This is a genomic window from Kribbella aluminosa, from assembly GCF_017876295.1.
GTDB classification, from domain to species: Bacteria; Actinomycetota; Actinomycetes; order Propionibacteriales; family Kribbellaceae; genus Kribbella; species Kribbella aluminosa.
Window position 1 is genome coordinate 2,817,575 of record NZ_JAGINT010000002.1, and the last position, 18,447, is coordinate 2,836,021.

The window sequence follows — 18,447 nt, forward strand, 5'->3', positions numbered from 1 at the left end:
GGCGAAGGTGCGCGATGGTTTGCGGGCCGTGCTCGGGTCGGATGAATATCGCGCCGGCGCTCGTCAAAGCGAGGGGGCGACGTACTCGTGTTGCAGGTCGCTGACCGTCGCGATGTGGTCGAAGTCGTGGTCGGCGGTCAGTACGGTGGCGTCGTTGGTGATGGCGTAGCCGGCGATGAGGATGTCGAGTGAGCCCGCTGCGCGGATGAGGCCAGAGTTCCACAGGGCGCTTTGGATGCTGAGCACCAGCGATTCGTCGGGCGCGTGCTCGAGTGGAAATCCGAGGGAGATCTGCTTCCGGTGGCGTGCGTGCTCTTCGGGTGTGCGGGCGCTGTGGCAGAACTCGAGCACCTGCGGCGCGCACGTGACGAAGAGATCAGCCGGTGCGCGCTCTATGCGCCGCAGCCGCGCGGTGATGCCGGAGTCGCCGGATGCGAGCCTGGCCCAGACGGAGTTGTCGACCAGGTAATCGGTCACGAGGCCTGCGTCTGGGGCTTGGCCTGGCCCGGCGCGACGACCGGTGCGCCGAGTTCGCTTTCGAGGTCGCTCAGTGCCGCGATGCCGTCGATCATCGCGCCTTTCTGTTTCGAGGCGATGAGACGGCGTAGTGCGAGGTCGAGGACGGCGCGGTTCGACCGCTCGCCGGTGAGCGCCCGGGCGCGCTCGACCAGCTCGGGGTCCAGGTCAACGCTGGTCATTGCCATGATGAGATCCTCTCTCGATATATGAGTGATTATATAACGAGATCGGGGCATTTGCGAGCTGCGGCCTCCGAGCCGCGGCCGAGTCGAAGTCGTCCTGGATCGAACCGATCTGTCGTCGCGGCTAGACTCGGTTGTGGGTGTGAGAGGGCGCCTCCGGGTCCGCGGACAGGACTGAGTCCACCTCTGTGGTTGATCGGCATGTCGGTGACGATCTCCTCGGCTCGCTGCGCGGACCACGGGCCTGGTAGGAGTCGTCATGTCCAGTCCTCCCGACCGCCCCGACCTGGATCAGTTGCGCCGTCGGGCCAGGGAGCTGGTCCGTGCGGCGCGTTCCGGAGATGCTTCGGCGCTCGCCCGGATCGGCCAGGTCTCCGATGCGGTGACGCTGTCGGCGGCCCGGCTCGCGCTCGCGCGGGAGTACGGATTCGCGAGTTGGGCACGGCTGAAGGCCGCGGTCGATGCGCGTACGACGGACGTCGACCAGCGGGCGAGAGCGTTCTGTGAGGCGAGCATCCGGGACTGGACCGGGCGGGCCGTCCGGATGCTCGACACGACGCCGGAGCTGGCCCGGTACGGCTTCGCGACTGCGGTTGTTCTTGGTGACGTCGCGCGTGTCGGCGACGCGGTGGCGCGGTTTCCTGGGTTCGTGACCCGGGCGGACCCGCAGACGGGTTGGACGCCGCTGCACCTTGCCTGCGGGTCGCGGTGGCATCGCCTAGACCTGGCGCGTGCGGACGGTCTGGCTTCGGTTGCGCGGTTGCTGCTGGACGCAGGTGCCGATCCGGCAACCCGGACTCGTGATGGTTGGACGCCGTTGCGTTGCGCGGTGGCGGGAGCTGCGAACCCCGCCGTTGTCGGATTGCTGCTGGAGCGCGGCGCCGTACCCGACGACCACGACCTGTATCTGGCCTGTTTCGGCGACGACGATCACCGAAGCTTGCGCCTCCTACTCGCCCGTACCACCGATCTCCGCGACACGACTGCGCTGGCCGCACCGATCAGCACCGGCGACACCGAGGCCGTGCGACTCCTGCTCGAGGCCGGAGCCAACCCCAACCTGGCGGCGCCTGCCGAGTTGTACGGCGCCGGCGTCGACGATCCGCCGTGGCCGACGGTGTACGCGGCCGTTCACGCCGGCTGTCCGGTCGAGCTGCTGCAGCTGTTGCTGGACCATGCCGCGGACCCGGATACTCCCGGCCCGGACGGCCGGACTCCGTACCAACTCGCCGTACGGCTCGGCCGGGCCGATCTCGCCCAGCTCCTACGGCGTCACGGCGCCGAGCCGGACGCGACCGAGGTGGACCTGTTCCTCGCCGCCTGCCTGCGGGCCGAGCGTGCCGTCGCCGAGAGGATGCTGCAGCGTGGCCTGGTATGCCTCGACCAACTGGACCCCGAGGACCGGGCGGTCGTCATCCGCGCCGCGAACGAAGGCCGGACTGACGCCGTACGCCTGCTCCTTGACCTAGGGCTGCCCATCGACACCCGCGGCGGGGACGGTGCCACGCCGCTGCACGCCGCGGCCTACTCCGGGAGCGCTGACACCGTGCGGCTGCTGCTCATCCGTGGCGCCGACCTCGAGGCCCGGGACAGCACGCCACTGGTCTGGGCCATGGTCGGAAGCGGCGAACGCCCGACCGACAACCCGGACGCCGACTGGGTCGACACGGTACGAGTGCTCCTCGACGCCGGAGCACCCATCGCCGAGATCACGTTGTCCACCGAGGATCCCAAGCCACCCAGCCCTCAGATCGCGCAACTCCTGCGCGAGCACGGCGTGTCCGAGGAGACCGGCGACAACTGACGGAGTTCCTCGCCGCCTCGCGCGCCCGCTCCGGAACCAACGACAACGGCCGGCCCCGCCCAGGCCACCGTCTACACCCGTGAGATCGGCGAACTCACCAACGCATCATGCCAGCCAGTCGAACGCGCGGCCCCGGCGCTCCTCGAGCCGCCCGGCATCGGCCCGACAGAGCCGCGATCCTCGGTGTTGAGTGGCCAAGGGCAGGTTCAGGCCACGTCGGCAGATCGGAGCGGTCAGCACCACAGATACACCACGGATGATGGTGTTTCCGCCTTCTGGTTGTCAGGCGAGCTCTGGGTCGTCGAAGGCGTGTTCAAGGGCCTGGGCGGCCGCTGGGTTAGCGGGTCGGCGGCCCATGTAAGTGTCTTGGGTGATGGAGACTTTGGCTTGGCCGAGTTGGTCGGCGATTTGGCGGGCGGTTTGGCGCCGGAGGACGCGGAGCGTTTGGCCAAGCTCGCGTCGGGCGGTGCTGCCGACGGGGGATAGGGCGGTGCGGACGGCTCGGCGGGTGTTGGAAGGGTCGCGGTAGCCGCCGATCGAGTTGGGGAAGACTGGGGCGTCGGGACGGGTGCCGGTGGTGTGGCGCGCGGAGGCTGGTGGCGGCCCAGATGGGGAGGCTGACGACGCGTTCGCCGGTTCTGGATTTGGTGGTCTTGCGGATCAGGCCTTCGCCGGGTGGCCGGGCGATGGTGTGGGTGATTTCGACCTTGCCGGTATCGAGGTTGACTTGGTTCCAGAGGACGGCGAGGGCTTCGCCGACGCGGACTCCGGTGCCGAGCATGAACGTGACCAGGTCGGGGAGGTCGGCTTGCAAGGCATTCCCGTCTGTGGTCAGGGTCTTCTGCAGGAGGGTGACTTCTTTGGTGGTGAGGGCTCGGGGTGGGTTCTTGGGTTTGGTTTCGATGGTGTCGACTTCGCGGGCGGGGTTGACGGTGATGGCGCCGTAGCGGACGGCGAGTTTCATGGCGCCGGAGATGACGGCGCGGCAGGTTCTGGCGGTGGGGGCGCCGGCGTGGTGCTTGATGTCGGTGAGGACGGTGTCGAGGCGCTGGGTGGTGGCTTCGCCGATGTGGAGTTCGCCGATCGCGGGACGGACATGGTTGTTGAGGGCGCGCCGGTCGGTGGCGAGAGTAGTGGGTGAGCGTGTCCCGTCAGCGACCAGTCCTGCGAACCGTCGCTCCGACAGGTCGAGCAGGTGGTTGACCTTGTGGTTCGTGCTGAGGTCGCCGGAGTGGTTGGTTCTGGCGCGGTTCTGCAGCTTGAGGAGCAGCGCGGTTCGGGCGGCGGTCTTGGTTGTGCCGGTAGCGGTGACGGCGCGGACCTTGCCGTCGTGGTCACGGAACCTGGCGTGAGCCAGATGCTTGGCGGACTTGCCGTTCTTGCCGTTCTTGCCGTTCTTGGTGGTCTTGAGGGTCCTGGTGGAGATCTCTCCCCAGGTTCCGATGGGCAACGGTGTTCTCGGCATGTGTCTCCTCCAACCGGTGTGAGCGTTACCTGTTCAACGCGTGGCCGGCGTAGAGGATCGGCTAGCTCGGTGGTGACGCTGCTATGTAACGTGACAGACAGCACGACCGGATGAGTTCAGCACGAGCGGTCGGCGAGAGAGACGTGCGGCTGAAAGCGTCGAATAAAAGGTGACCTGCGGGCATAAATCCGCCCTGTCTGGCGATCGACGACGAAGCTCGGGTCGCCGTACCCGTGCGGTGCCGGGTCCTGGCGGACGATCTGTTGGTCCTGCCAGGTCTTGCCGTTGTCGGTACTGCGGCGCAGCACCATGTGAATATTCGACGGCAGGTCGCCGTACGCCGAGCGGCATGCGGCGCTAGCCGTACGTCGCGCCGGCGGCGATGTTGGTGGCGAAGTTCCCCGGATCGACGTACGCAACGGTCGCGACGAACGCCGGCCCGAGCGGCAACAGCCCGGCCCGGTTCAGTTGCCGCCTCAACGGCGCCGGTGCATACACAGGCTCGCTCTTCCCGTCGGCAACAGTTCGTTAGGCCTTCGGAGCCGCCGGTGATGCAGATGGCCGGAAGTATTTCTGTTTCCGACCCATCCGGACCGTCGCCCGCGCCGAACACCCTCCGGGCGCGGGTGTGATCCAGATCACATCACATGCGATCGAGTCGCAGGTGGCTCGGTGCGGGGCGGTTGTCGCCGGCGTCCACCCAGAGGGAAGGGACAGACATGAGTGACGCAACACGCCGGGGTTTCCTGGTGTTCGCGGGAGCGGGGACCGCGGCGACGGTCGGCGCCATGGCGGGGTCGAAGTTGTTCGGCGAGCGGGCGGCCGAGGCCGCGGGTGGGGACCAGTTGCAGGCGGGTGACCTGGCGACTGCCGAGTCGTTCGTGGTGCACGTGAAGGACGTGCGTAAGGGGGAGATGGCGATCCTGGTCGGGGACCGCGAGGTTGTCGTCACCGATCGCGAACTGGCCGCGCGCCTGGCCGGCGTCACCACCGCCTGATCCGAGCAGTTCACACCAAGCTTTCACTGGAGGAAAGTCATGTCTTCGCATCGCGAAGCACCTGAGATCTCGAAGGACCCGGTCGCGGACAACACCGATGTCTACGCGTTCGTCAGCCCGGATCAGCCGGACACGGTGACGTTGATCGCCAACTTCATCCCGTTCCAGAACCCGTACGGGGGCCCGAACTTCTACGAGTTCGGTGACGACGTCCTGTACCAGATCCACATCTCCAACAGCGGTACCGGCCGGGCCGACATCAGCTACCAGTTCCGGTTCCACGCCAAGATCCGGAACGACAAGACCTTCCTGTACAACACCGGACCGATCAGTTCCATCACGGACGCGACATGGAACCGGCCGCAGTACTACACCGTCACCAGGGTCGAGGACGGTCTCTCCCGGGTCCTCGCACGCAACCTGCTCGCCCCGCCGGTGAACGTGGGCGTTCGCAGTACGCCGAACTACGCGAAGCTCGCGGGTGAGGCGATCCATACCATCGGCAAGCACCGCAAGGTCTTCGCAGGTCAGCGCGCCGACGGGTTCTTCGCCGACCTCGGCAGCATCTTCGACCTCGGGACGCTGCGGCCGTTCCAGATGGCCCACCTGATCCCGTCGGCCGCCGCGATGGGCGTGAACGGTCTGCAAGGATCCAACGTGCACACCATCGCGCTCCAGGTCCCGATCACGGACCTGACCCGCGACGGGCGGAAGCCAACTGACGTGATGGATCCGAAGGCCGTGATCGGCGTCTACGCGTCCGCGAGCCGGCAAGCGTCGAAGATCCTGGACGACGTGCTGGGCATCGCGATCTGGAACGGTCCGCACAAGCAGGTGTCCCGGCTCGGAAACCCCTTGTTCAATGAGGTCATCGTGCCGATGGCGGAGAAGGACAAGTGGAACAGCCAGGCTCCGCACGACGACAAGCGGTTCGCCGAGTACGTGACGAAGCCCGAGCTTGCCGGGTTGCTGCCGGTACTGTATCCAGGCGTCTTCCCGCATCTTGCGGCGTACAAGAAGCCCCGCGCGGATCTGGCGGCGATTCTGCTGACCGGGATTCCGAAGGGAGTCGTACCGGGATTCCAGAACTCCACGGGGCCGGTGCCGGCCGATCTGCTGCGTCTCAACGTCGCGGTCCCGCCCTCGAAGTCGCCGAATCCGCTGGGGCTGGTGGCCGGTGATGCGGCAGGTTTCCCCAACGGGCGCAGGGTTTTCGACGACGTGGTCACCGTGGAGCTACGTGCTGTCGCGGGTCTCACGATCCCGTTGGTCGATCCGACGTTCAAGCCTGACGCGGCGACGTCCGCGATCAAGGACGGTACGTCGAACACGAACTCGGACTACCTCACGTCGTTCCCGTATCTCGGTACTCCGGCAGGCGGATACCAGTCCAAGCCCGGCACCCCGGCCGCGTGATGACCGGCGACGCGACATCGGTCGAGAATCCGCACGCGGGCAAGGGATCGTCCGTCCTGCTCGACATCGGCGGCGATATCGGGGCACTCGTCATCACGATGCCGGCGGAACTCGACGGTGAGGAGATCGAACTCCGCCCGACCGGGCGCACGGTTTTCTCGAGCAGCCACACCGAACATTACGGCCACGGCCACGCGCACGGGCATGGTCATGCTCATGGGCACGCGGGCGTGTTGCCGCATGTGGCGGTAGTGCCTCGGCCCTCGCCGGCGGGGGAGATTGTGCACTCGGCGGTCTTCTTCGAAGTCCCACAAGGCAGCTACGAGCTGTATGTCCGTCCTGACGGACCCGTGCGGTTGAAGGTGGATGTCGCCGGAGGCTCGGTGACAGAGGCCGCCTGGCCGCAGTAGGCCGCGACTCAGCTACAGACCGCCGGAAGCCGAACCACTTCCGGCGGTCACGGACGTATCACCCATCTACCATCGAGCGACGTACGGGCGCCGGTCCGGCGTACCTTATTGCGATGTATAGCGGCATGATCAGGCGACGCCGTACTTGTACAGCTGACCTTCGACCAGATGCAGGCCGTCCTGGCCCGGCAGGGTGTCGATCTTGGCGTCGATCCTGCGTGCCTGGCTCAGACCGTCGGGGCCACCGAAGAGGTACCTCAGAAGGTGGCGTACGTCCTCCTCGGGCATGACTCCGGAGCCGACGATTCCCCAGCCGTGCCGAAGGGCGAAGCGGGTGATTCGCTGCGCGCGAGGGTTGTCCTGCAGCCGGCTGCGCGCCTGGCTGTTGTAGAACGCGATGTGGCGGGTCTCCTGTTTGGCGATGCGGTGCAAGATCTCGGTCAGGAGCGGGTTGTCCTCGACGGCGATGAACCGCGTGTACCCGGCATGAGTGCACCACTCGTTGATCGCGCCCCAGGTCATGTGCGTGGCGATGAAGTCCGGGCCAAGGACGTTGGCGAGCAGGGATTGCACGATCGGTGACACACGATCCTGCCAGCCGAGGCGTTTGCGCAGTGCCCGCGTGTGCTCGGGGCCGGTGGGTACGTCGTGCACGTCGAGGACTGCGTCGAGCACCTCGCCGTGCCAGTACTCCTCGTAGTTCCACATCGTCAGGAATGTGGTCACCTCAGGGTCCGCGTGCGAGGGGGTGACCAGGAGGTCCCGCAGGTAACAGACGGTGTGAGTCTCGACGTCGCTCATGTACCGCAGGCACTGCAACGCCCCGGAGGACAGCCGCTGGGTGCGGAACTGGCCGAGGTCGAGGTCGTCCCACCGCAGTCGTTGTGCTGTGCTTGCGTACGTTGCGACATCGAAGCTCATACAGGGTGTTCGGCGCCACCTCCCGGGTGGATGGGAGTTGACCGATCAGTGGGTGCAGGCCGGCTGAGGCTACGTAGACCCGCGGACAGGGTTTCGGCGACCCGCTGCGGCTCGGTTCCGCGATGGCGGGCGATCTCGTAGTAGGTGAGACCGCCGAAGTACGCCTGGGCCAGGTCGCGCCGTTGCTCGTCCGACAGTCGCTCCGATCGCAGGAGGTCGCCTGTGCGGTGCTCGTCGCCCGCCAGGACCGCAAACCTGTGCGCCAACTGAGTGGCCCACTGGACGAGCGATTCGCGATTGGGGTCGTATTCGCCGTGGTTGCGGCACAAGTACCTGAAGACTTGAAGGCAGATGGCCTGGGCCTTCTCGGGACAGGCGCTCATACCGAGCGCCACTCCGTACAGAGGACCGCTCAGAGCCTCATAGAGGGCGGCGACTGCCGCGCGGCGGTCTGGAGAATCCAGTTGGTCGAGTGACGCGACGATTGCTGCGTAGGCTACGGGCACCTCAGGCATGTAGCTCACTTCTCTGCGCCCTGGGGGCGTGATCGTGGGGCTGGCCGACGCTGTTGGACCGATAACAGTCTTACACCATCAGCCTCCACATTAGGCTTCATGGTGATGTGGAAGCCGCGGTTGTTGCATCGAGATCACGTCACGGCACCCGGACCGATCAGGTCATCGGGACGAGCGCGGCAGCGGGAAGTGTGGGCTTCGCGGAGCCGCCGGCGGGCTCGACCGTGAGACCGAAGGCGACCTTTCCCTTGACCCCGCCGCTGATGAGACGGGTCAGGTCACCGCTTGCCAGGCCGACCGAGTGCGCGACCTGTGACTGGTCGATGAGCCAGAGCTGCCAGGTCTCGTTGTTCGGCAGTTGCCGTAGGCCACGGAGGACCACGACAGCCGCGTCCGCGCGGTTCGAGGTGACCACCGTGGCCTGGCCACCGCCGTCCACGTCCTTGTGGACGGCGGTGGCGTCAGGTTCAGCCAACACGGCGGTGAGTCGGTCGTTGGCCTGGGCGACGAGCGACTTCTCGTGGTACTGGTCGATCGCGATGCCGCCGCTGGCGGCCACTGCCAAGGCCGCGGCGGCCAGTGCCAGCATCGTGCGCCTACGGACTCGCCGTGTCCCGGTCTCGGCGTTGTCGTTGCCCGAGGAATCACGAACCAGTGGTGGCAGTTGGCGGACTTCCCCGATAGCGGCCATGACGTTGGCCTTGAGGGCTGCGGGCGGCCGCGTGGAGACATCGGCGGCAAGCCGTACGGCGGCCTCCCGGAGCTCGTCGACTTCGGCCGCGCACGACGAGCAGCTCGCGAGATGCTGCTCGAAGGTGGCTCGTTCGGTGTCCGGTAGTGCGTCGAGCGCATAGGGGCCGGCCAAGGTGTGGACGTCGGGTTCGGTCATGGCGTTTGCCCCCCAGCGGTTCCGAGGCAGTCGCGGAGCCGGATCAGGCCGTCGCGCATTCTCGCTTTGATCGTCGGTAGCTTGGCGCCGAGCTGCTCGGCGACCTCGGGATAGGTGTAGCCGTTGTAGTAGGCCAAGGTGACCGACTCGCGCTGCAGGTCGGTCAGGGTGTCCATGCAGCGGCGGACCTGTTCGACCTCGAGCCGGTTGGTCACGGTGTCGGACACCTGATCGAACGCCGGATCGACGGATCGGGCCGCCACCGCCGTCTCGCGCTCGACGGCGGCCTGTTCGGAGCGCACCCGGTCGACGGCCCGGCGGTGGGCGATGGTCAGGATCCAGGAGTGGACGGACCCGCGGGCCGGGTCGTAACGGTTCGCCGTACGCCACAGGTCGATCATCACCTCCTGGGCCACTTCCTCGGACTGCGCCGGGTTGCGCACGACCCGGCGTACCAGACCGAAGACGCGTGGCATGGTCAGGTCGTACAGCGAACTGAAAGCCGTTGCGTCTCCACCGGCAACCCGAGTCATGAGTTCGTGCAGCTCCGCGCCAGGCCGTGGTCCGTTGGAGCCTGGCCAGGGAAGCGCCACGTGATCGGTCACGGTTCGTCCTCTGCTGGGTGAGTCAATCGTAGAACGTGTCATGCAGGGACCGATGCCAGCGGCATGTGGTGACGGGGGTCGGTGGCATCGGTCCGGTCCACGGGGCAGCTGTGGCCGATCAGGCCGGCGGCATCAGGACGGAGTCGATCAGGTAGACGGTGGCGTTGGCGGTCTTGACGCCGCCGCAGATGACGTTGGCGCCGTTGACCTTGAGGTTGTCGCCGGAGCCGGTGACGGTGAGGTCTTGCTTCTCGACGGTTGGGTGTTTGCCGACGACTGCGGTCGGGTCCAGTTGTCCGGCGACTACGTGGTAGGTGAGGATCTTGGTGAGTAGGGCGCTGTTGGTTTTGAGGGTGTTGATGGTTGCGGCGGGGATTTTCGCGAAGGCGGTGTCGACGGGGGCGAAGACGGTGAATTCGCCGCCGTTGAGGGTGGAGACGAGGTTGACTTTGGGGTTGAGTTTGCCGGAGACGGCGGCGACGAGGGTTTTGAGGAGTGGGTTGCCGGAGGCTGCGGTGGCGACGGGTGCGGCGGCCATGCCGTCGATGGAGCCGGCGCCGGCTGGGTTGGCTTTGGCGTAGGCGGCGCACCCGGGGCCGACCATGCCGCCCGAGGCGTTGCTGGTCGACGGGGTCGTGCTCGGGGTCTCGCTGGGCGTCTCCGCGGGGGCGGAGGACGACGACGTGCTGGTGGAGGGCGAGCTGCTCGATGTGTTGTTGCTGCTGCCGCTGCAGGCGGCGCTGGCGAGAAGGAGTGCCAGTGTGGTCGCGGCGAAGCCCGCGCGGACGATCTTTCGGGACATGACGATCTCTTTCCTGATGGGGACGCGAGCGGCTTCGCTCACACCTGACAGCTACGATTCGGTGCCGGCCCGGATCCGGATGGGTGCTGTCAGCAAGATTCTTTCTGCCGCGGATCTGACCGATCCGCGGCGTACCCGGCGTCGAACACCTGACATGAGCGAGAAGGCGATACGACGTGCTGCCGGCGGCCTTGGCGGATTGATGGCGGCGGGAGCAGCCCTCGGCCTCGGGTACCTCGCCGCCGACTTGTCCGGCGGGCCGTGGCCGGTCGACGCGGTCGGCGTACAGGTGATCGACTGGTCTCCAGGTCCGGTGAAGGACTGGGCAGTGCGTGAGCTCGGTACGGCTGACCGGACGTTGTTGCGGATTGGCATCTCAGTGACGCTCGTCCTCGTCGCAGTGGTCGCCGGTGTGCTCGGCAGCAGTGCGTGTCCCCAGCTGCGCCGTGCGGCGGTCGGGATCGCCGCACTATTAGGTGCTGTCGGCATCGTTTTCGCGGTGACGAGTCGCTCGGCGACCGCCAGTGTGATCCTGCGGCTCGTTCCGGCGTCGGTGAGCTTCGTCGTTGCAGTCGTCGGCATGTATTTGGTCGTTCGTGCCCTGAACCGTCCGCGGGTGAGCGCACCGGTGCCTTCTCGTGAGGAGGCTACGGTGCCTGCTGGTGAGGAGCAGGAGCGACCGCCGGGATTCGACCGGCGCCGATTCTTGCTGACGGTGTCGGCGCTGGCGGCCGCCGCAGCTGGTGGCGTCGGCGTGTCGGCTCTGGTGTCGACTGGGACGGGTGAGGCGGCCAGGGCGAAGTTCCGTGTGCCGCGTCCGACGGATCGGGCTCCTGCGATTCCGGCGGGCGCACAGGTGGATGCACCGGGTGTGGCTCGTTTCGTGACGCCGAACCCGAGGTTCTATCGGGTGGACACACTGTTGGAGGTCCCGCGGATCAATCCCGACCAGTGGGAGCTGCGGGTGCACGGCATGGTGGACAAGGAGCTGCGGCTGTCGCTCGGCGACCTGGTGAACCGGCGGCTGGTCGAGCGGGACATCACCCTGACCTGCGTCTCGAACGAGGTCGGCGGCCCGTACGTCGGGAACGCGCGCTGGATCGGCGTACCGATCGCCGACGTGCTCAAGGAAGCTGGTGTCCGGAGCGGAGCAGACGCCGTGCGGTCCACGAGCGTCGACGGCCTGACGATCGGTACGCCGTTGAGCGCACTCACCGATGGGCGGGATGCCCTGCTCGCGGTGGCGATGAACGGTGAGCCGTTGCCCTTCGAGCACGGGTTCCCGGTCCGGATGGTGGTTCCTGGGCTGTACGGATACGTGTCAGCGACGAAGTGGATCGTCGATTTCGAGGTCACCAGGTTCCAGGACTTCGCGGCGTACTGGACCGAGCGCGGGTGGGCCGTGGAAGCCCCGATCAAGACTGCTTCACGGATCGACGTGCCGAAGGGCTTCGCGACTCTGAAGGCTGGTCCGGCCGTCGCGGCCGGTGTCGCATGGGCTCAGCGGCGGGGTGTCCGGAAGGTGGAGGTTCAGTTGGACGACGGTCCGTGGCAGCAAGCGCAGTTGGCTGCGCAGGACACCGTCGACACTTGGCGCCAGTGGACCTTCCGCTGGAACGCCACCCCCGGCACGCACAAGCTGACCGTGCGGGCGACGGACGGGACAGGCCGGCTGCAGACCGCCGACCAGGCGCCACCGCGCCCGAACGGGTCGAGCGGGCTGCACAACACCGTCTTCATGGTCGAGTGACCCATCCGAGCCGGCGATTGCTCCGAAGGCCTGGTCAGTGCTTCTCGTGAGGAGATGATCGGCAATGCCAGAAGATCGTGCCCAGCCCGCCCTGACCTGTCTCGGTGAGCTCCGATGAGAGCCTGGAAACCGATCTGGCGCTGGCTCGCTGCCAGCAGCGTCTTCGCTGTCCTGGTAGCGGTCGCGGTTGTTGCCTTCGGCCCTGACGGTGCCCAACTGCCGGCGGGCGCTCCGGCACCTGCCGCGTCGAAGGCGGCGCGGCCGTCGGCGCCTCCGGCCGATGACGAGGCTCTGGTGAACCGGATGCTTGATCAGCTCCGGGCCGGGAAGCCAGTCGAGCCACAGTTCCCGGCCGGGGACAACCCGGCCGCCGGTGCGCCGATCGAGGCGATCCGGGCGAAGCCGGGGCAGCAGTTGCACCTGGGCGAGCTGGAGATCCCCAGGCTGGGTGTGAGACAGCCGCTGAACAACGGCGTCGACGAGGCCGCGCTGGTGCACGGGGTCGGTCATTGGCCGGGTACGCCGTTGCCGGGCAGCCCGGGGAACAGCGTGATCAGCGGGCATCGCAGTACGCACGAGAAGCCGTTCCTGTACTTGGACCGGCTGCGCCCTGGCGATCCGATCATCGCCACGGTCGGCTCGACGCGAACGACGTACAAGATCGTCAGAACCACGATCGTTCCGCAGGCGCAGTACGTCGCCTTCGTCCTCAAGCAACCCAACAGACCGGGCGAGAAGCTCATCACCTTGTTCGCCTGCAACCCGATCACCGCCCACTACCAGCGCATCGTCGTCCAGGCGCGCGCCGGTTAGGGAGGCGATACCTGGCAGCTTCGAACTGTTCGCACCGTGAATCGATCCATCGAGGAGAGTCATGGGTATCAGCAAGATCTTCGGGGGCCGTCCGGTCCTCGAGTTCGCCGACGAGCAGAGCCGGCGCAGCTTCCTGCGCAACGCGGCGCTGGTCGGAGTCGGCCTGACGTACGCCGCATCGCGGCTGGGTGATCCGGTGGCGTTCAGCGCCACCGATCGCGGGTTCGGACCGCAGGCCGCGAAGAGCGATCTCGACATCCTGAACTACGCGCTGACGCTGGAGTACCTGGAGTCGGCGTTCTACACGACGGGCCTGAAGGCCAAGGTCCTGAAGGGTCGCGAGCTGGCGCTGATCGATCCGATCCAGCAGCACGAAGCCAATCACGTAACGGCGGTCAGGACGACCATCCAGGATCTGGGTGGCAAGCCGGTGGCGGCGCCGAAGGTGAAGTTCCCGGCGGGCACCTTCTCCAGCCGGGAGGCGTTCCTGAGGACGGCCGGCACGTTCGAGGAGCTGGGCGTGAAGGCGTATCACGGTCAGGTGCCGCTCGTGAAGGACGGTCACATTCTGGCCGCGGCGGCGTCGATCGCCGGGGTCGAGTCCCGGCACGCCGCGATCATCGCCCAGATCTCGGGCGGGAACCCGTTCCCGGCCCCGATCGAAGCCCATCTCGGAATGGCGTCGGTGCTCAAGGCCGCCATGCCGTTCATTGCGAAGTAAGGAGGACAGCTGATGACTGACACCGTTCGTGATCTGATCCACGGCAACGCCTCCATGGTGGCGCCCGGTGCCGCACTCGGTGCTTTGAGCCATGGTTTCGAGCTGGCCAGCGCGAAGGACTTCAGCAGCGACGTCGAGGTCCTGAACTACGCACTGACGCTGGAGTACCTGGAGGCCGAGTTCTATCGCCAGGGCAATTCGGCAGGCCTGCTGAAGGGCACGGAGAAGAAGTACCTGATGCAGATCGGTGCCGACGAGGCGTCGCACGTCGCGACCGTCACCGCAACGATCCAGAAGCTCGGCGGTACGCCGGTCGGCGCGCCCGCAGTCGACTTCGGCGGAGCGTTCGAGAACCGGAAGAGCTATCTGACGACGTCGCACATCTTCGAGAACAAAGGCGTGGGCGCGTACCTGGGTGCCGCGGGGTTCGTGAAGGACAAGATGATCCTGCAGGCCGCAGCCGGCATCTTCGGTGTCGAGGCCCGGCATGCAGCCGTCGTCGGCAACCTGCTCGGCCTGAAGGCCGAGGGCGGCGTCTACATGGGCTCGACCGAGGTCGGAATCCCGAAGGCGGACGTCCTCAAGGCGGTGGCCCCGTTCCTGCAGGACCCGGGGAAGGTCGTTGCTGCGATCACGTTGTAACGCGGCGGAGACGGCGGGTTTCGAGCGTTGCCGGCAGGCCCAGGATGGATGCCTGGGCCGGCCGGCACGGGGATCAGGCGGGGGTTTCTGCGAGGGCGAACTCCAACTTGGAGATCTGGTCGCTGAGACCGTTACAGACGCGGTGCGGTCGGAGTAGCCGTGCATCGAGGCTGTGAACTGCTGGTCGCCTGCGGGTGAGAACAGCCAATAGAGGCCGTCACCGGTGTTCGGGTCGTCGGGGTGGCGACCGGGCTGGCGTCTCCACTGAGGCCGCCGGCGACGGCGGCTCCGTTGATGCGTGTGTTCGTGCTGTCGGTGACGTGTCCGACCACGAGTCCTCCTGATTGCGGGGTGCAGATGCGGTTCCCGAGGAACACGTTGTCGATGCCCCACCATTTCGACCACTGGCCGACGTGCCCGAACCGGACCTGGACGCGTGCTTTGTGTGCGGCCCGTGGCACTTGTACGACGACCTGCCCGGCGCCGGCGTATTCCACGTACCGATGCTGCTGCACACATTGGCCCAGGTGGCGCCGCCGGCGCTGGACGCGGCGGACGCTACACGGCGCGCGTTGGTCCTCGACGTGATCTCGGAGGCCGGCACCGTCACGGTCAGGCGAATGCACTGAAGCACCTCGGCGCAGCGCATCTCGCGCTAGGCCGGCCCGAGGCCGCTGTCCGCCGGCTCACGTCGGCTCTGGACATCTGGGACGAGCGGCAGAGCGAGGTCCTCTAGGCCCGAGACGCTCAGCTGGCTGGCGTTGGCTTATCGGGGGTCGAGGTGAGGCCGCACGCGCTCGCGCCGCACGCGCATTGGCGATCCTCGGTGACAGGCAGCCTGCTTTCCCGGCGAGGCTTCTTGAGCAGCTGGAAGCAATCACTCAGCGGCCGTCTCGCGTGAGAGCCGGCAGGGCTGCATGCTCACGGATTCCATCGCCTCCGGGGTTGTCAAACAGGTGACCGTCGGGATCCTTGAACGTGATGGGGTGGTCGACCAGGTCAGCCGAACTGGCGGGCGCGCCTGTCTGGCCTAGGACGGCGAATCCACCCCAACACCTGCTCGATCCCAGCGTCCTTCAGGCAATCCAACGCCAAACCAGCAGTTGCCCCAGCAACCACCCTGAAGAGCAAGCAGCGGAAACCCTTGCCTCCAGCAACCGCCGCTGTCCAGTGAATAGCCGGCCTGGTCGGTTCCCGATTCTGTACCACCACAGCAGGACACGGCGCAGCTATGCGCCGGAATCAGGCGAGCCGGCCTGTGTCCCGGCGTAAGCCTGCTGGCCACGATCGCCGCGCATCGGTCCTTCCACGTCGGGCCAGTCGGCCGTACAGCGGTGCTGAACGCCACCGGCCCCTGACCACCATGCTGCCATGACGATCGGCCCGGCGTTCCCATCCTGGACCTGACACAGAAGGTCGTGTTCGCCTGGGAGCAACACGCACCGGGCGGATGCCGCTGCGCGTGCCAGCTCGGCCACGGCGGCCACGGAACCTGTCTGGAGCCGGACCGCTCGGCTTGCGCATCGTCGCGCAGGCCTCGCCCGTGGACGGCCGCCGAAATCACCGATCCCCTGCAGATCTGCGCGGCCTGCTACGACGCGATCGCCCTACTGGTCAACAGCTCATGTAGGAAGTGCATATCACCCGACGGGGTTACGAGGTCCGCAAGTTCGAGCCACCGCCACCGTTGCATGGTGATCGCCGTCGTCGGACATGGCCGACAGGATGGCCATCAGCAGCGGCGGAGACGCGCTTCCATTACTGGAGCCTCGCGGCGTGGATCAGAAGGGACTGTTCGGGGTGGAGCTCCGGCACTGGCAGGCCGATCTTTGTCAGCACCGACCCTGGCATGGTGAGCGTCTCGGTTGTCCATTGGGTCGCTGGTTGTTCACCGACGCCGATGAGGCTGACCCGGTATCGTCGCTCGGCGTCGAGGCCGCGGAGCCGGGTCCACAGCGGCGCTCCCGGTACTGCCCAGGTGAGTGACGCGACCTCGAACAGTCCCTCGGACCGGTCGGGCGCGACCACGCCGTGAATCCAGACCGCCGGATCCGGGTCGGGCCCGCGGTAGACCAGACCGGTGTTGATCAGGTGCCGATGCTTCTTGTACAGGGCGATCCACTGCGCGAGCTCGCGACGCTCTTCCTCGGTCGCCGACGCCAGGTCCCATTCGACCCCGAGGTGGCCGAACAGCGCGGTCGAGGCACGGAACGACAGCTCGTGCCGCCGGCCGGTGGTGTGCGATCTGGCCGACGCGATGTGCGAGCCCATCAGTTCGGTGGGGATCAGCTGGGCGGTCCAGCGCTGCAGCCGCTGGCGTTCCAGCGGATCGATGCAGTCCGATACCCAAACTCGGTCGGTGTGCTCGAGTACGCCGAGATCGGTCCGGCCGCCGCCACCGGCACATGACTCGATCTCCAGGTCCGGATGGGCCGCTTTGATGTCGGCGAGCAGCCGGTAAAACGCGAGCGTCTGCTCATGCTCACCGGGTGCGCCGCCGCACACCTGGCTGCCGGCCTCCACGTGGTTCCGGTTGTGATCCCACTTGACGTATTCGATGTCGTATTCGTCGAGAATTCGCAGTACCTGCTGGAGAATCGTGTCGTAGCACTCGGGGATCGCGAGGTTGAGCACGTGCTGGTTGCGCTGCTCGATCGGCAGCCCGGCGCGTGCTGCGAGGATCCAGTCCGGATGTGCACGGGCAAGGTCGGAGTCGAGGTTCACCATCTCCGGCTCGAACCAAAGGCCGAACTGCATGCCCGCCGCAGTGACGGCCTTGACCAGCGGGTGCAGCCCGTCGGGCCATACCTCGGACGCCACCGTCCAGTCCCCAAGCCCGGCACGCGAATTGCGTCGGCCGCCGAACCAGCCGTCATCGAGGACGAACCTTTCCACGCCGACGTCGGCGGCCAGCGCGGCCAGTTCGATGAGGCGGTCGGCGTCGTGGTCGAAGTAGACCGCCTCCCAGACGTTGAGGGTGACGGGTCGACGGGCGTCCACGTGCTGCGGGCGGGACCGCAGGTAGGCGTGGAACCGGTGGGCCACGGCATCCAGTCCCTCGCCGTACGACGCGTACAGCCAGGGCGTGCGGTAGGTCTGGCCGTGAGTGAGGGTGATCTCGCCGGGCAACAGGAGTTCGCCGCCGCCGAGCAGCCGGAGGCCGGTGGTGTCGTGCTCGGCCGTGTGCCGGTGGTTGCCGCTCCAGGCGACGTGAACACCCCACGTCTCACCGTGCTCGAAGTCGCTGCCGGGCACGGTCGCATGGACGACGTACGCCGTGTCGTGTCCGGTCATCCCGCGCCGGTTCTCGCGCAGATGCGTGCCGACGGCGAACTGCTCACGCTGGACGTACTTCTCCATGCCCCAACGCCCGGTGAAGTCGACGAGCTCGGTCGCCCGGGCAGGCACCGGGAGTGACAGAGAGAGTTCGTCGAGGTCGTAGTCGGCGCCTTCGTTGCCGAGCTCGGCCCGCATCCGGACCAGTCCGGACGGCAGCATCTCGATCGTCAGCCCGAGTCGCAGGGCTGCCTCGGCATCGAGCGCGTCGACCTGGACCGTGGCGGCACCGGTCTCTCGATAGTCCGCAGCCGCTGCTCCGTCGATGGTGACGGATTCGACGCCGAACGCGGTTGACCATCCTCGGCCGGAACGCGATCCCTGCAGGCCCGGCCGGCCCATCCACCCGCTTCGCGGTTCCGGCAGCACGGGCGGTGGCTCGACGATGAGCTCCCCGGCTCGCTGTCCGGCTCCGCCGGCGGCCAGCACGGCAGCTTCCGCCGCCGCCCGGTCGAGGCTGCCGAGGTCGGCGCCCCAGTGCCGTACGTACGGCAACTGCCCGGCGGCCACCTCCAGCAGCAGGGAGCATCCCTCCGCCCGCAGATGAATGATCTGCGGGCGGCTGCCGGCAGCGGATCGGTCGGTCACGGGGCCTCCATGGCGGAAAGTCCAGCCTCTCGATCGAGCTGGAGCAGGTTTTGTGATAGCTTACGTAAATC

Annotated in this window: 21 protein-coding genes; 10 read left to right on the plus strand and 11 right to left on the minus strand. The window is 67.1% G+C overall.

Features of this window, described 5'->3' with window-relative positions; genetic code table 11:
* Window positions 1-63: 63 nt before the first annotated feature.
* Window positions 64-477: a PIN domain-containing protein gene (locus tag JOF29_RS34785; protein ID WP_209698603.1), complete on the minus strand. Its 414-nt coding sequence runs from the start codon at window positions 475-477 to the stop codon at window positions 64-66.
* A complete protein-coding gene (locus JOF29_RS34790; RefSeq protein ID WP_209698604.1) occupies window positions 474-704 on the minus strand; it encodes a type II toxin-antitoxin system VapB family antitoxin in 231 nt (76 codons plus the stop codon). Before JOF29_RS34790 ends, JOF29_RS34785 begins: the two co-directional genes overlap by 4 nt.
* A gap of 256 nt (window positions 705-960) precedes the next feature.
* Here JOF29_RS34790 and JOF29_RS34795 point away from each other — a divergent pair, with 256 nt between their 5' ends.
* On the plus strand, window positions 961-2,505 hold the full coding sequence (locus JOF29_RS34795; protein ID WP_209698605.1) for an ankyrin repeat domain-containing protein: 1,545 nt from the start codon (window positions 961-963) through the stop codon (window positions 2,503-2,505).
* 337 nt (window positions 2,506-2,842) lie between these two features.
* Here the strand turns inward: JOF29_RS34795 and JOF29_RS34800 are convergent, their stop codons facing one another.
* The 3 genes from JOF29_RS34800 to JOF29_RS34810 form a co-directional block, all read right to left on the minus strand.
* Window positions 2,843-3,970 carry a site-specific integrase gene (locus JOF29_RS34800; RefSeq protein ID WP_209698606.1) on the minus strand — a complete coding sequence of 376 codons (1,128 nt, stop codon included), beginning with the start codon at window positions 3,968-3,970 and terminating at the stop codon, window positions 2,843-2,845.
* Window positions 3,971-4,086: 116 nt separating this feature from the next.
* Window positions 4,087-4,281, minus strand: a complete 195-nt coding sequence (locus tag JOF29_RS34805) for a sialidase family protein (protein WP_209698607.1) — start codon at window positions 4,279-4,281, stop codon at window positions 4,087-4,089.
* Between the two features lie 46 nt (window positions 4,282-4,327).
* Window positions 4,328-4,468, minus strand: coding sequence for a hypothetical protein (locus tag JOF29_RS34810; protein WP_245361309.1), 141 nt, complete (start codon window positions 4,466-4,468; stop codon window positions 4,328-4,330).
* A gap of 221 nt (window positions 4,469-4,689) precedes the next feature.
* On the opposite strand from JOF29_RS34810, the gene JOF29_RS34815 reads away from it, so the two are divergent.
* The 3 genes from JOF29_RS34815 to JOF29_RS34825 are packed head-to-tail and all read left to right on the plus strand — an operon-like array spanning window position 4,690 to window position 6,794.
* Complete coding sequence (locus tag JOF29_RS34815; protein ID WP_209698608.1) at window positions 4,690-4,968, plus strand: hypothetical protein; 279 nt, start codon at window positions 4,690-4,692, stop codon at window positions 4,966-4,968.
* A gap of 39 nt (window positions 4,969-5,007) precedes the next feature.
* On the plus strand, window positions 5,008-6,384 hold the full coding sequence (locus tag JOF29_RS34820; RefSeq protein ID WP_209698609.1) for a DUF4331 domain-containing protein: 1,377 nt from the start codon (window positions 5,008-5,010) through the stop codon (window positions 6,382-6,384).
* Window positions 6,384-6,794, plus strand: a complete 411-nt coding sequence (locus JOF29_RS34825; RefSeq protein WP_209700162.1) for a hypothetical protein — start codon at window positions 6,384-6,386, stop codon at window positions 6,792-6,794. Before JOF29_RS34820 ends, JOF29_RS34825 begins: the two co-directional genes overlap by 1 nt.
* A gap of 129 nt (window positions 6,795-6,923) precedes the next feature.
* On the opposite strand, the gene JOF29_RS34830 is transcribed toward JOF29_RS34825, so the two are convergent.
* The 5 genes from JOF29_RS34830 to JOF29_RS34850 all read right to left on the minus strand — a co-directional run bounded on the left by JOF29_RS34830 (window position 6,924) and on the right by JOF29_RS34850 (window position 10,526).
* Window positions 6,924-7,715 (minus strand): ferritin family protein, encoded by a 792-nt coding sequence (locus tag JOF29_RS34830; RefSeq protein ID WP_209698610.1) that lies wholly within the window; start codon window positions 7,713-7,715, stop codon window positions 6,924-6,926.
* Complete coding sequence (locus JOF29_RS34835; RefSeq protein WP_209698611.1) at window positions 7,712-8,230, minus strand: sigma-70 family RNA polymerase sigma factor; 519 nt, start codon at window positions 8,228-8,230, stop codon at window positions 7,712-7,714. The genes JOF29_RS34830 and JOF29_RS34835 overlap by 4 nt, the downstream gene beginning before the upstream one ends.
* Window positions 8,231-8,387: 157 nt before the next feature.
* On the minus strand, window positions 8,388-9,119 hold the full coding sequence (locus tag JOF29_RS34840; RefSeq protein WP_209698612.1) for an anti-sigma factor: 732 nt from the start codon (window positions 9,117-9,119) through the stop codon (window positions 8,388-8,390).
* Window positions 9,116-9,766, minus strand: coding sequence for a sigma-70 family RNA polymerase sigma factor (locus JOF29_RS34845; RefSeq protein WP_209698613.1), 651 nt, complete (start codon window positions 9,764-9,766; stop codon window positions 9,116-9,118). The genes JOF29_RS34840 and JOF29_RS34845 overlap by 4 nt, the downstream gene beginning before the upstream one ends.
* Before the next feature lie 76 nt (window positions 9,767-9,842).
* A complete protein-coding gene (locus JOF29_RS34850) occupies window positions 9,843-10,526 on the minus strand; it encodes a fasciclin domain-containing protein (RefSeq protein ID WP_209700163.1) in 684 nt (227 codons plus the stop codon).
* A 202-nt stretch (window positions 10,527-10,728) separates the two neighbouring features.
* Between JOF29_RS34850 and JOF29_RS46180 the strand changes: the two genes are divergently transcribed.
* The 6 genes from JOF29_RS46180 to JOF29_RS46185 all read left to right on the plus strand — a co-directional run bounded on the left by JOF29_RS46180 (window position 10,729) and on the right by JOF29_RS46185 (window position 16,308).
* Window positions 10,729-12,276, plus strand: a complete 1,548-nt coding sequence (locus tag JOF29_RS46180; protein ID WP_443667605.1) for a molybdopterin-dependent oxidoreductase — start codon at window positions 10,729-10,731, stop codon at window positions 12,274-12,276.
* Window positions 12,277-12,390: 114 nt separating this feature from the next.
* Entirely contained in the window at window positions 12,391-13,089 is a 699-nt protein-coding gene (locus tag JOF29_RS34860) for a class E sortase (RefSeq protein WP_209698614.1), read from the plus strand.
* 61 nt (window positions 13,090-13,150) lie between these two features.
* Window positions 13,151-13,810 (plus strand): ferritin-like domain-containing protein, encoded by a 660-nt coding sequence (locus JOF29_RS34865; protein ID WP_209698615.1) that lies wholly within the window; start codon window positions 13,151-13,153, stop codon window positions 13,808-13,810.
* A 12-nt stretch (window positions 13,811-13,822) separates the two neighbouring features.
* Complete coding sequence (locus JOF29_RS34870; protein ID WP_209698616.1) at window positions 13,823-14,452, plus strand: ferritin-like domain-containing protein; 630 nt, start codon at window positions 13,823-13,825, stop codon at window positions 14,450-14,452.
* A gap of 413 nt (window positions 14,453-14,865) precedes the next feature.
* Window positions 14,866-15,081 carry a hypothetical protein gene (locus tag JOF29_RS34875; protein ID WP_209698617.1) on the plus strand — a complete coding sequence of 72 codons (216 nt, stop codon included), beginning with the start codon at window positions 14,866-14,868 and terminating at the stop codon, window positions 15,079-15,081.
* 789 nt (window positions 15,082-15,870) lie between these two features.
* On the plus strand, window positions 15,871-16,308 hold the full coding sequence (locus JOF29_RS46185; protein WP_372446398.1) for a DUF6372 family protein: 438 nt from the start codon (window positions 15,871-15,873) through the stop codon (window positions 16,306-16,308).
* On the opposite strand, the gene JOF29_RS34880 is transcribed toward JOF29_RS46185, so the two are convergent.
* Window positions 16,211-18,376 (minus strand): alpha-galactosidase, encoded by a 2,166-nt coding sequence (locus JOF29_RS34880; RefSeq protein ID WP_209698618.1) that lies wholly within the window; start codon window positions 18,374-18,376, stop codon window positions 16,211-16,213. The two genes, JOF29_RS46185 and JOF29_RS34880, sit on opposite strands and share 98 nt — an antisense overlap.
* Between the last annotated feature and the right edge of the window lie 71 nt (window positions 18,377-18,447).

Excerpts from the sequence above, each read along its gene's own strand:
- JOF29_RS34790 (WP_209698604.1), bottom strand. The coding sequence starts at position 704 with ATGGCAATGACCAGCGTTGACCTGGACCCCGAGCTGGTCGAGCGCGCC.
- JOF29_RS34795 (WP_209698605.1), top strand. The coding sequence starts at position 961 with ATGTCCAGTCCTCCCGACCGCCCCGACCTGGATCAGTTGCGCCGTCGG.
- JOF29_RS34800 (WP_209698606.1), bottom strand. The coding sequence starts at position 3,970 with ATGCCGAGAACACCGTTGCCCATCGGAACCTGGGGAGAGATCTCCACC.
- JOF29_RS34805 (WP_209698607.1), bottom strand. The coding sequence starts at position 4,281 with ATGGTGCTGCGCCGCAGTACCGACAACGGCAAGACCTGGCAGGACCAA.
- JOF29_RS34815 (WP_209698608.1), top strand. The coding sequence starts at position 4,690 with ATGAGTGACGCAACACGCCGGGGTTTCCTGGTGTTCGCGGGAGCGGGG.
- JOF29_RS34820 (WP_209698609.1), top strand. The coding sequence starts at position 5,008 with ATGTCTTCGCATCGCGAAGCACCTGAGATCTCGAAGGACCCGGTCGCG.
- JOF29_RS34825 (WP_209700162.1), top strand. The coding sequence starts at position 6,384 with ATGACCGGCGACGCGACATCGGTCGAGAATCCGCACGCGGGCAAGGGA.
- JOF29_RS34830 (WP_209698610.1), bottom strand. The coding sequence starts at position 7,715 with ATGAGCTTCGATGTCGCAACGTACGCAAGCACAGCACAACGACTGCGG.
- JOF29_RS34835 (WP_209698611.1), bottom strand. The coding sequence starts at position 8,230 with ATGCCTGAGGTGCCCGTAGCCTACGCAGCAATCGTCGCGTCACTCGAC.
- JOF29_RS34840 (WP_209698612.1), bottom strand. The coding sequence starts at position 9,119 with ATGACCGAACCCGACGTCCACACCTTGGCCGGCCCCTATGCGCTCGAC.
- JOF29_RS34845 (WP_209698613.1), bottom strand. The coding sequence starts at position 9,766 with ATGACACGTTCTACGATTGACTCACCCAGCAGAGGACGAACCGTGACC.
- JOF29_RS34850 (WP_209700163.1), bottom strand. The coding sequence starts at position 10,526 with ATGTCCCGAAAGATCGTCCGCGCGGGCTTCGCCGCGACCACACTGGCA.
- JOF29_RS46180 (WP_443667605.1), top strand. The coding sequence starts at position 10,729 with ATGGCGGCGGGAGCAGCCCTCGGCCTCGGGTACCTCGCCGCCGACTTG.
- JOF29_RS34860 (WP_209698614.1), top strand. The coding sequence starts at position 12,391 with ATGAGAGCCTGGAAACCGATCTGGCGCTGGCTCGCTGCCAGCAGCGTC.
- JOF29_RS34865 (WP_209698615.1), top strand. The coding sequence starts at position 13,151 with ATGGGTATCAGCAAGATCTTCGGGGGCCGTCCGGTCCTCGAGTTCGCC.
- JOF29_RS34870 (WP_209698616.1), top strand. The coding sequence starts at position 13,823 with ATGACTGACACCGTTCGTGATCTGATCCACGGCAACGCCTCCATGGTG.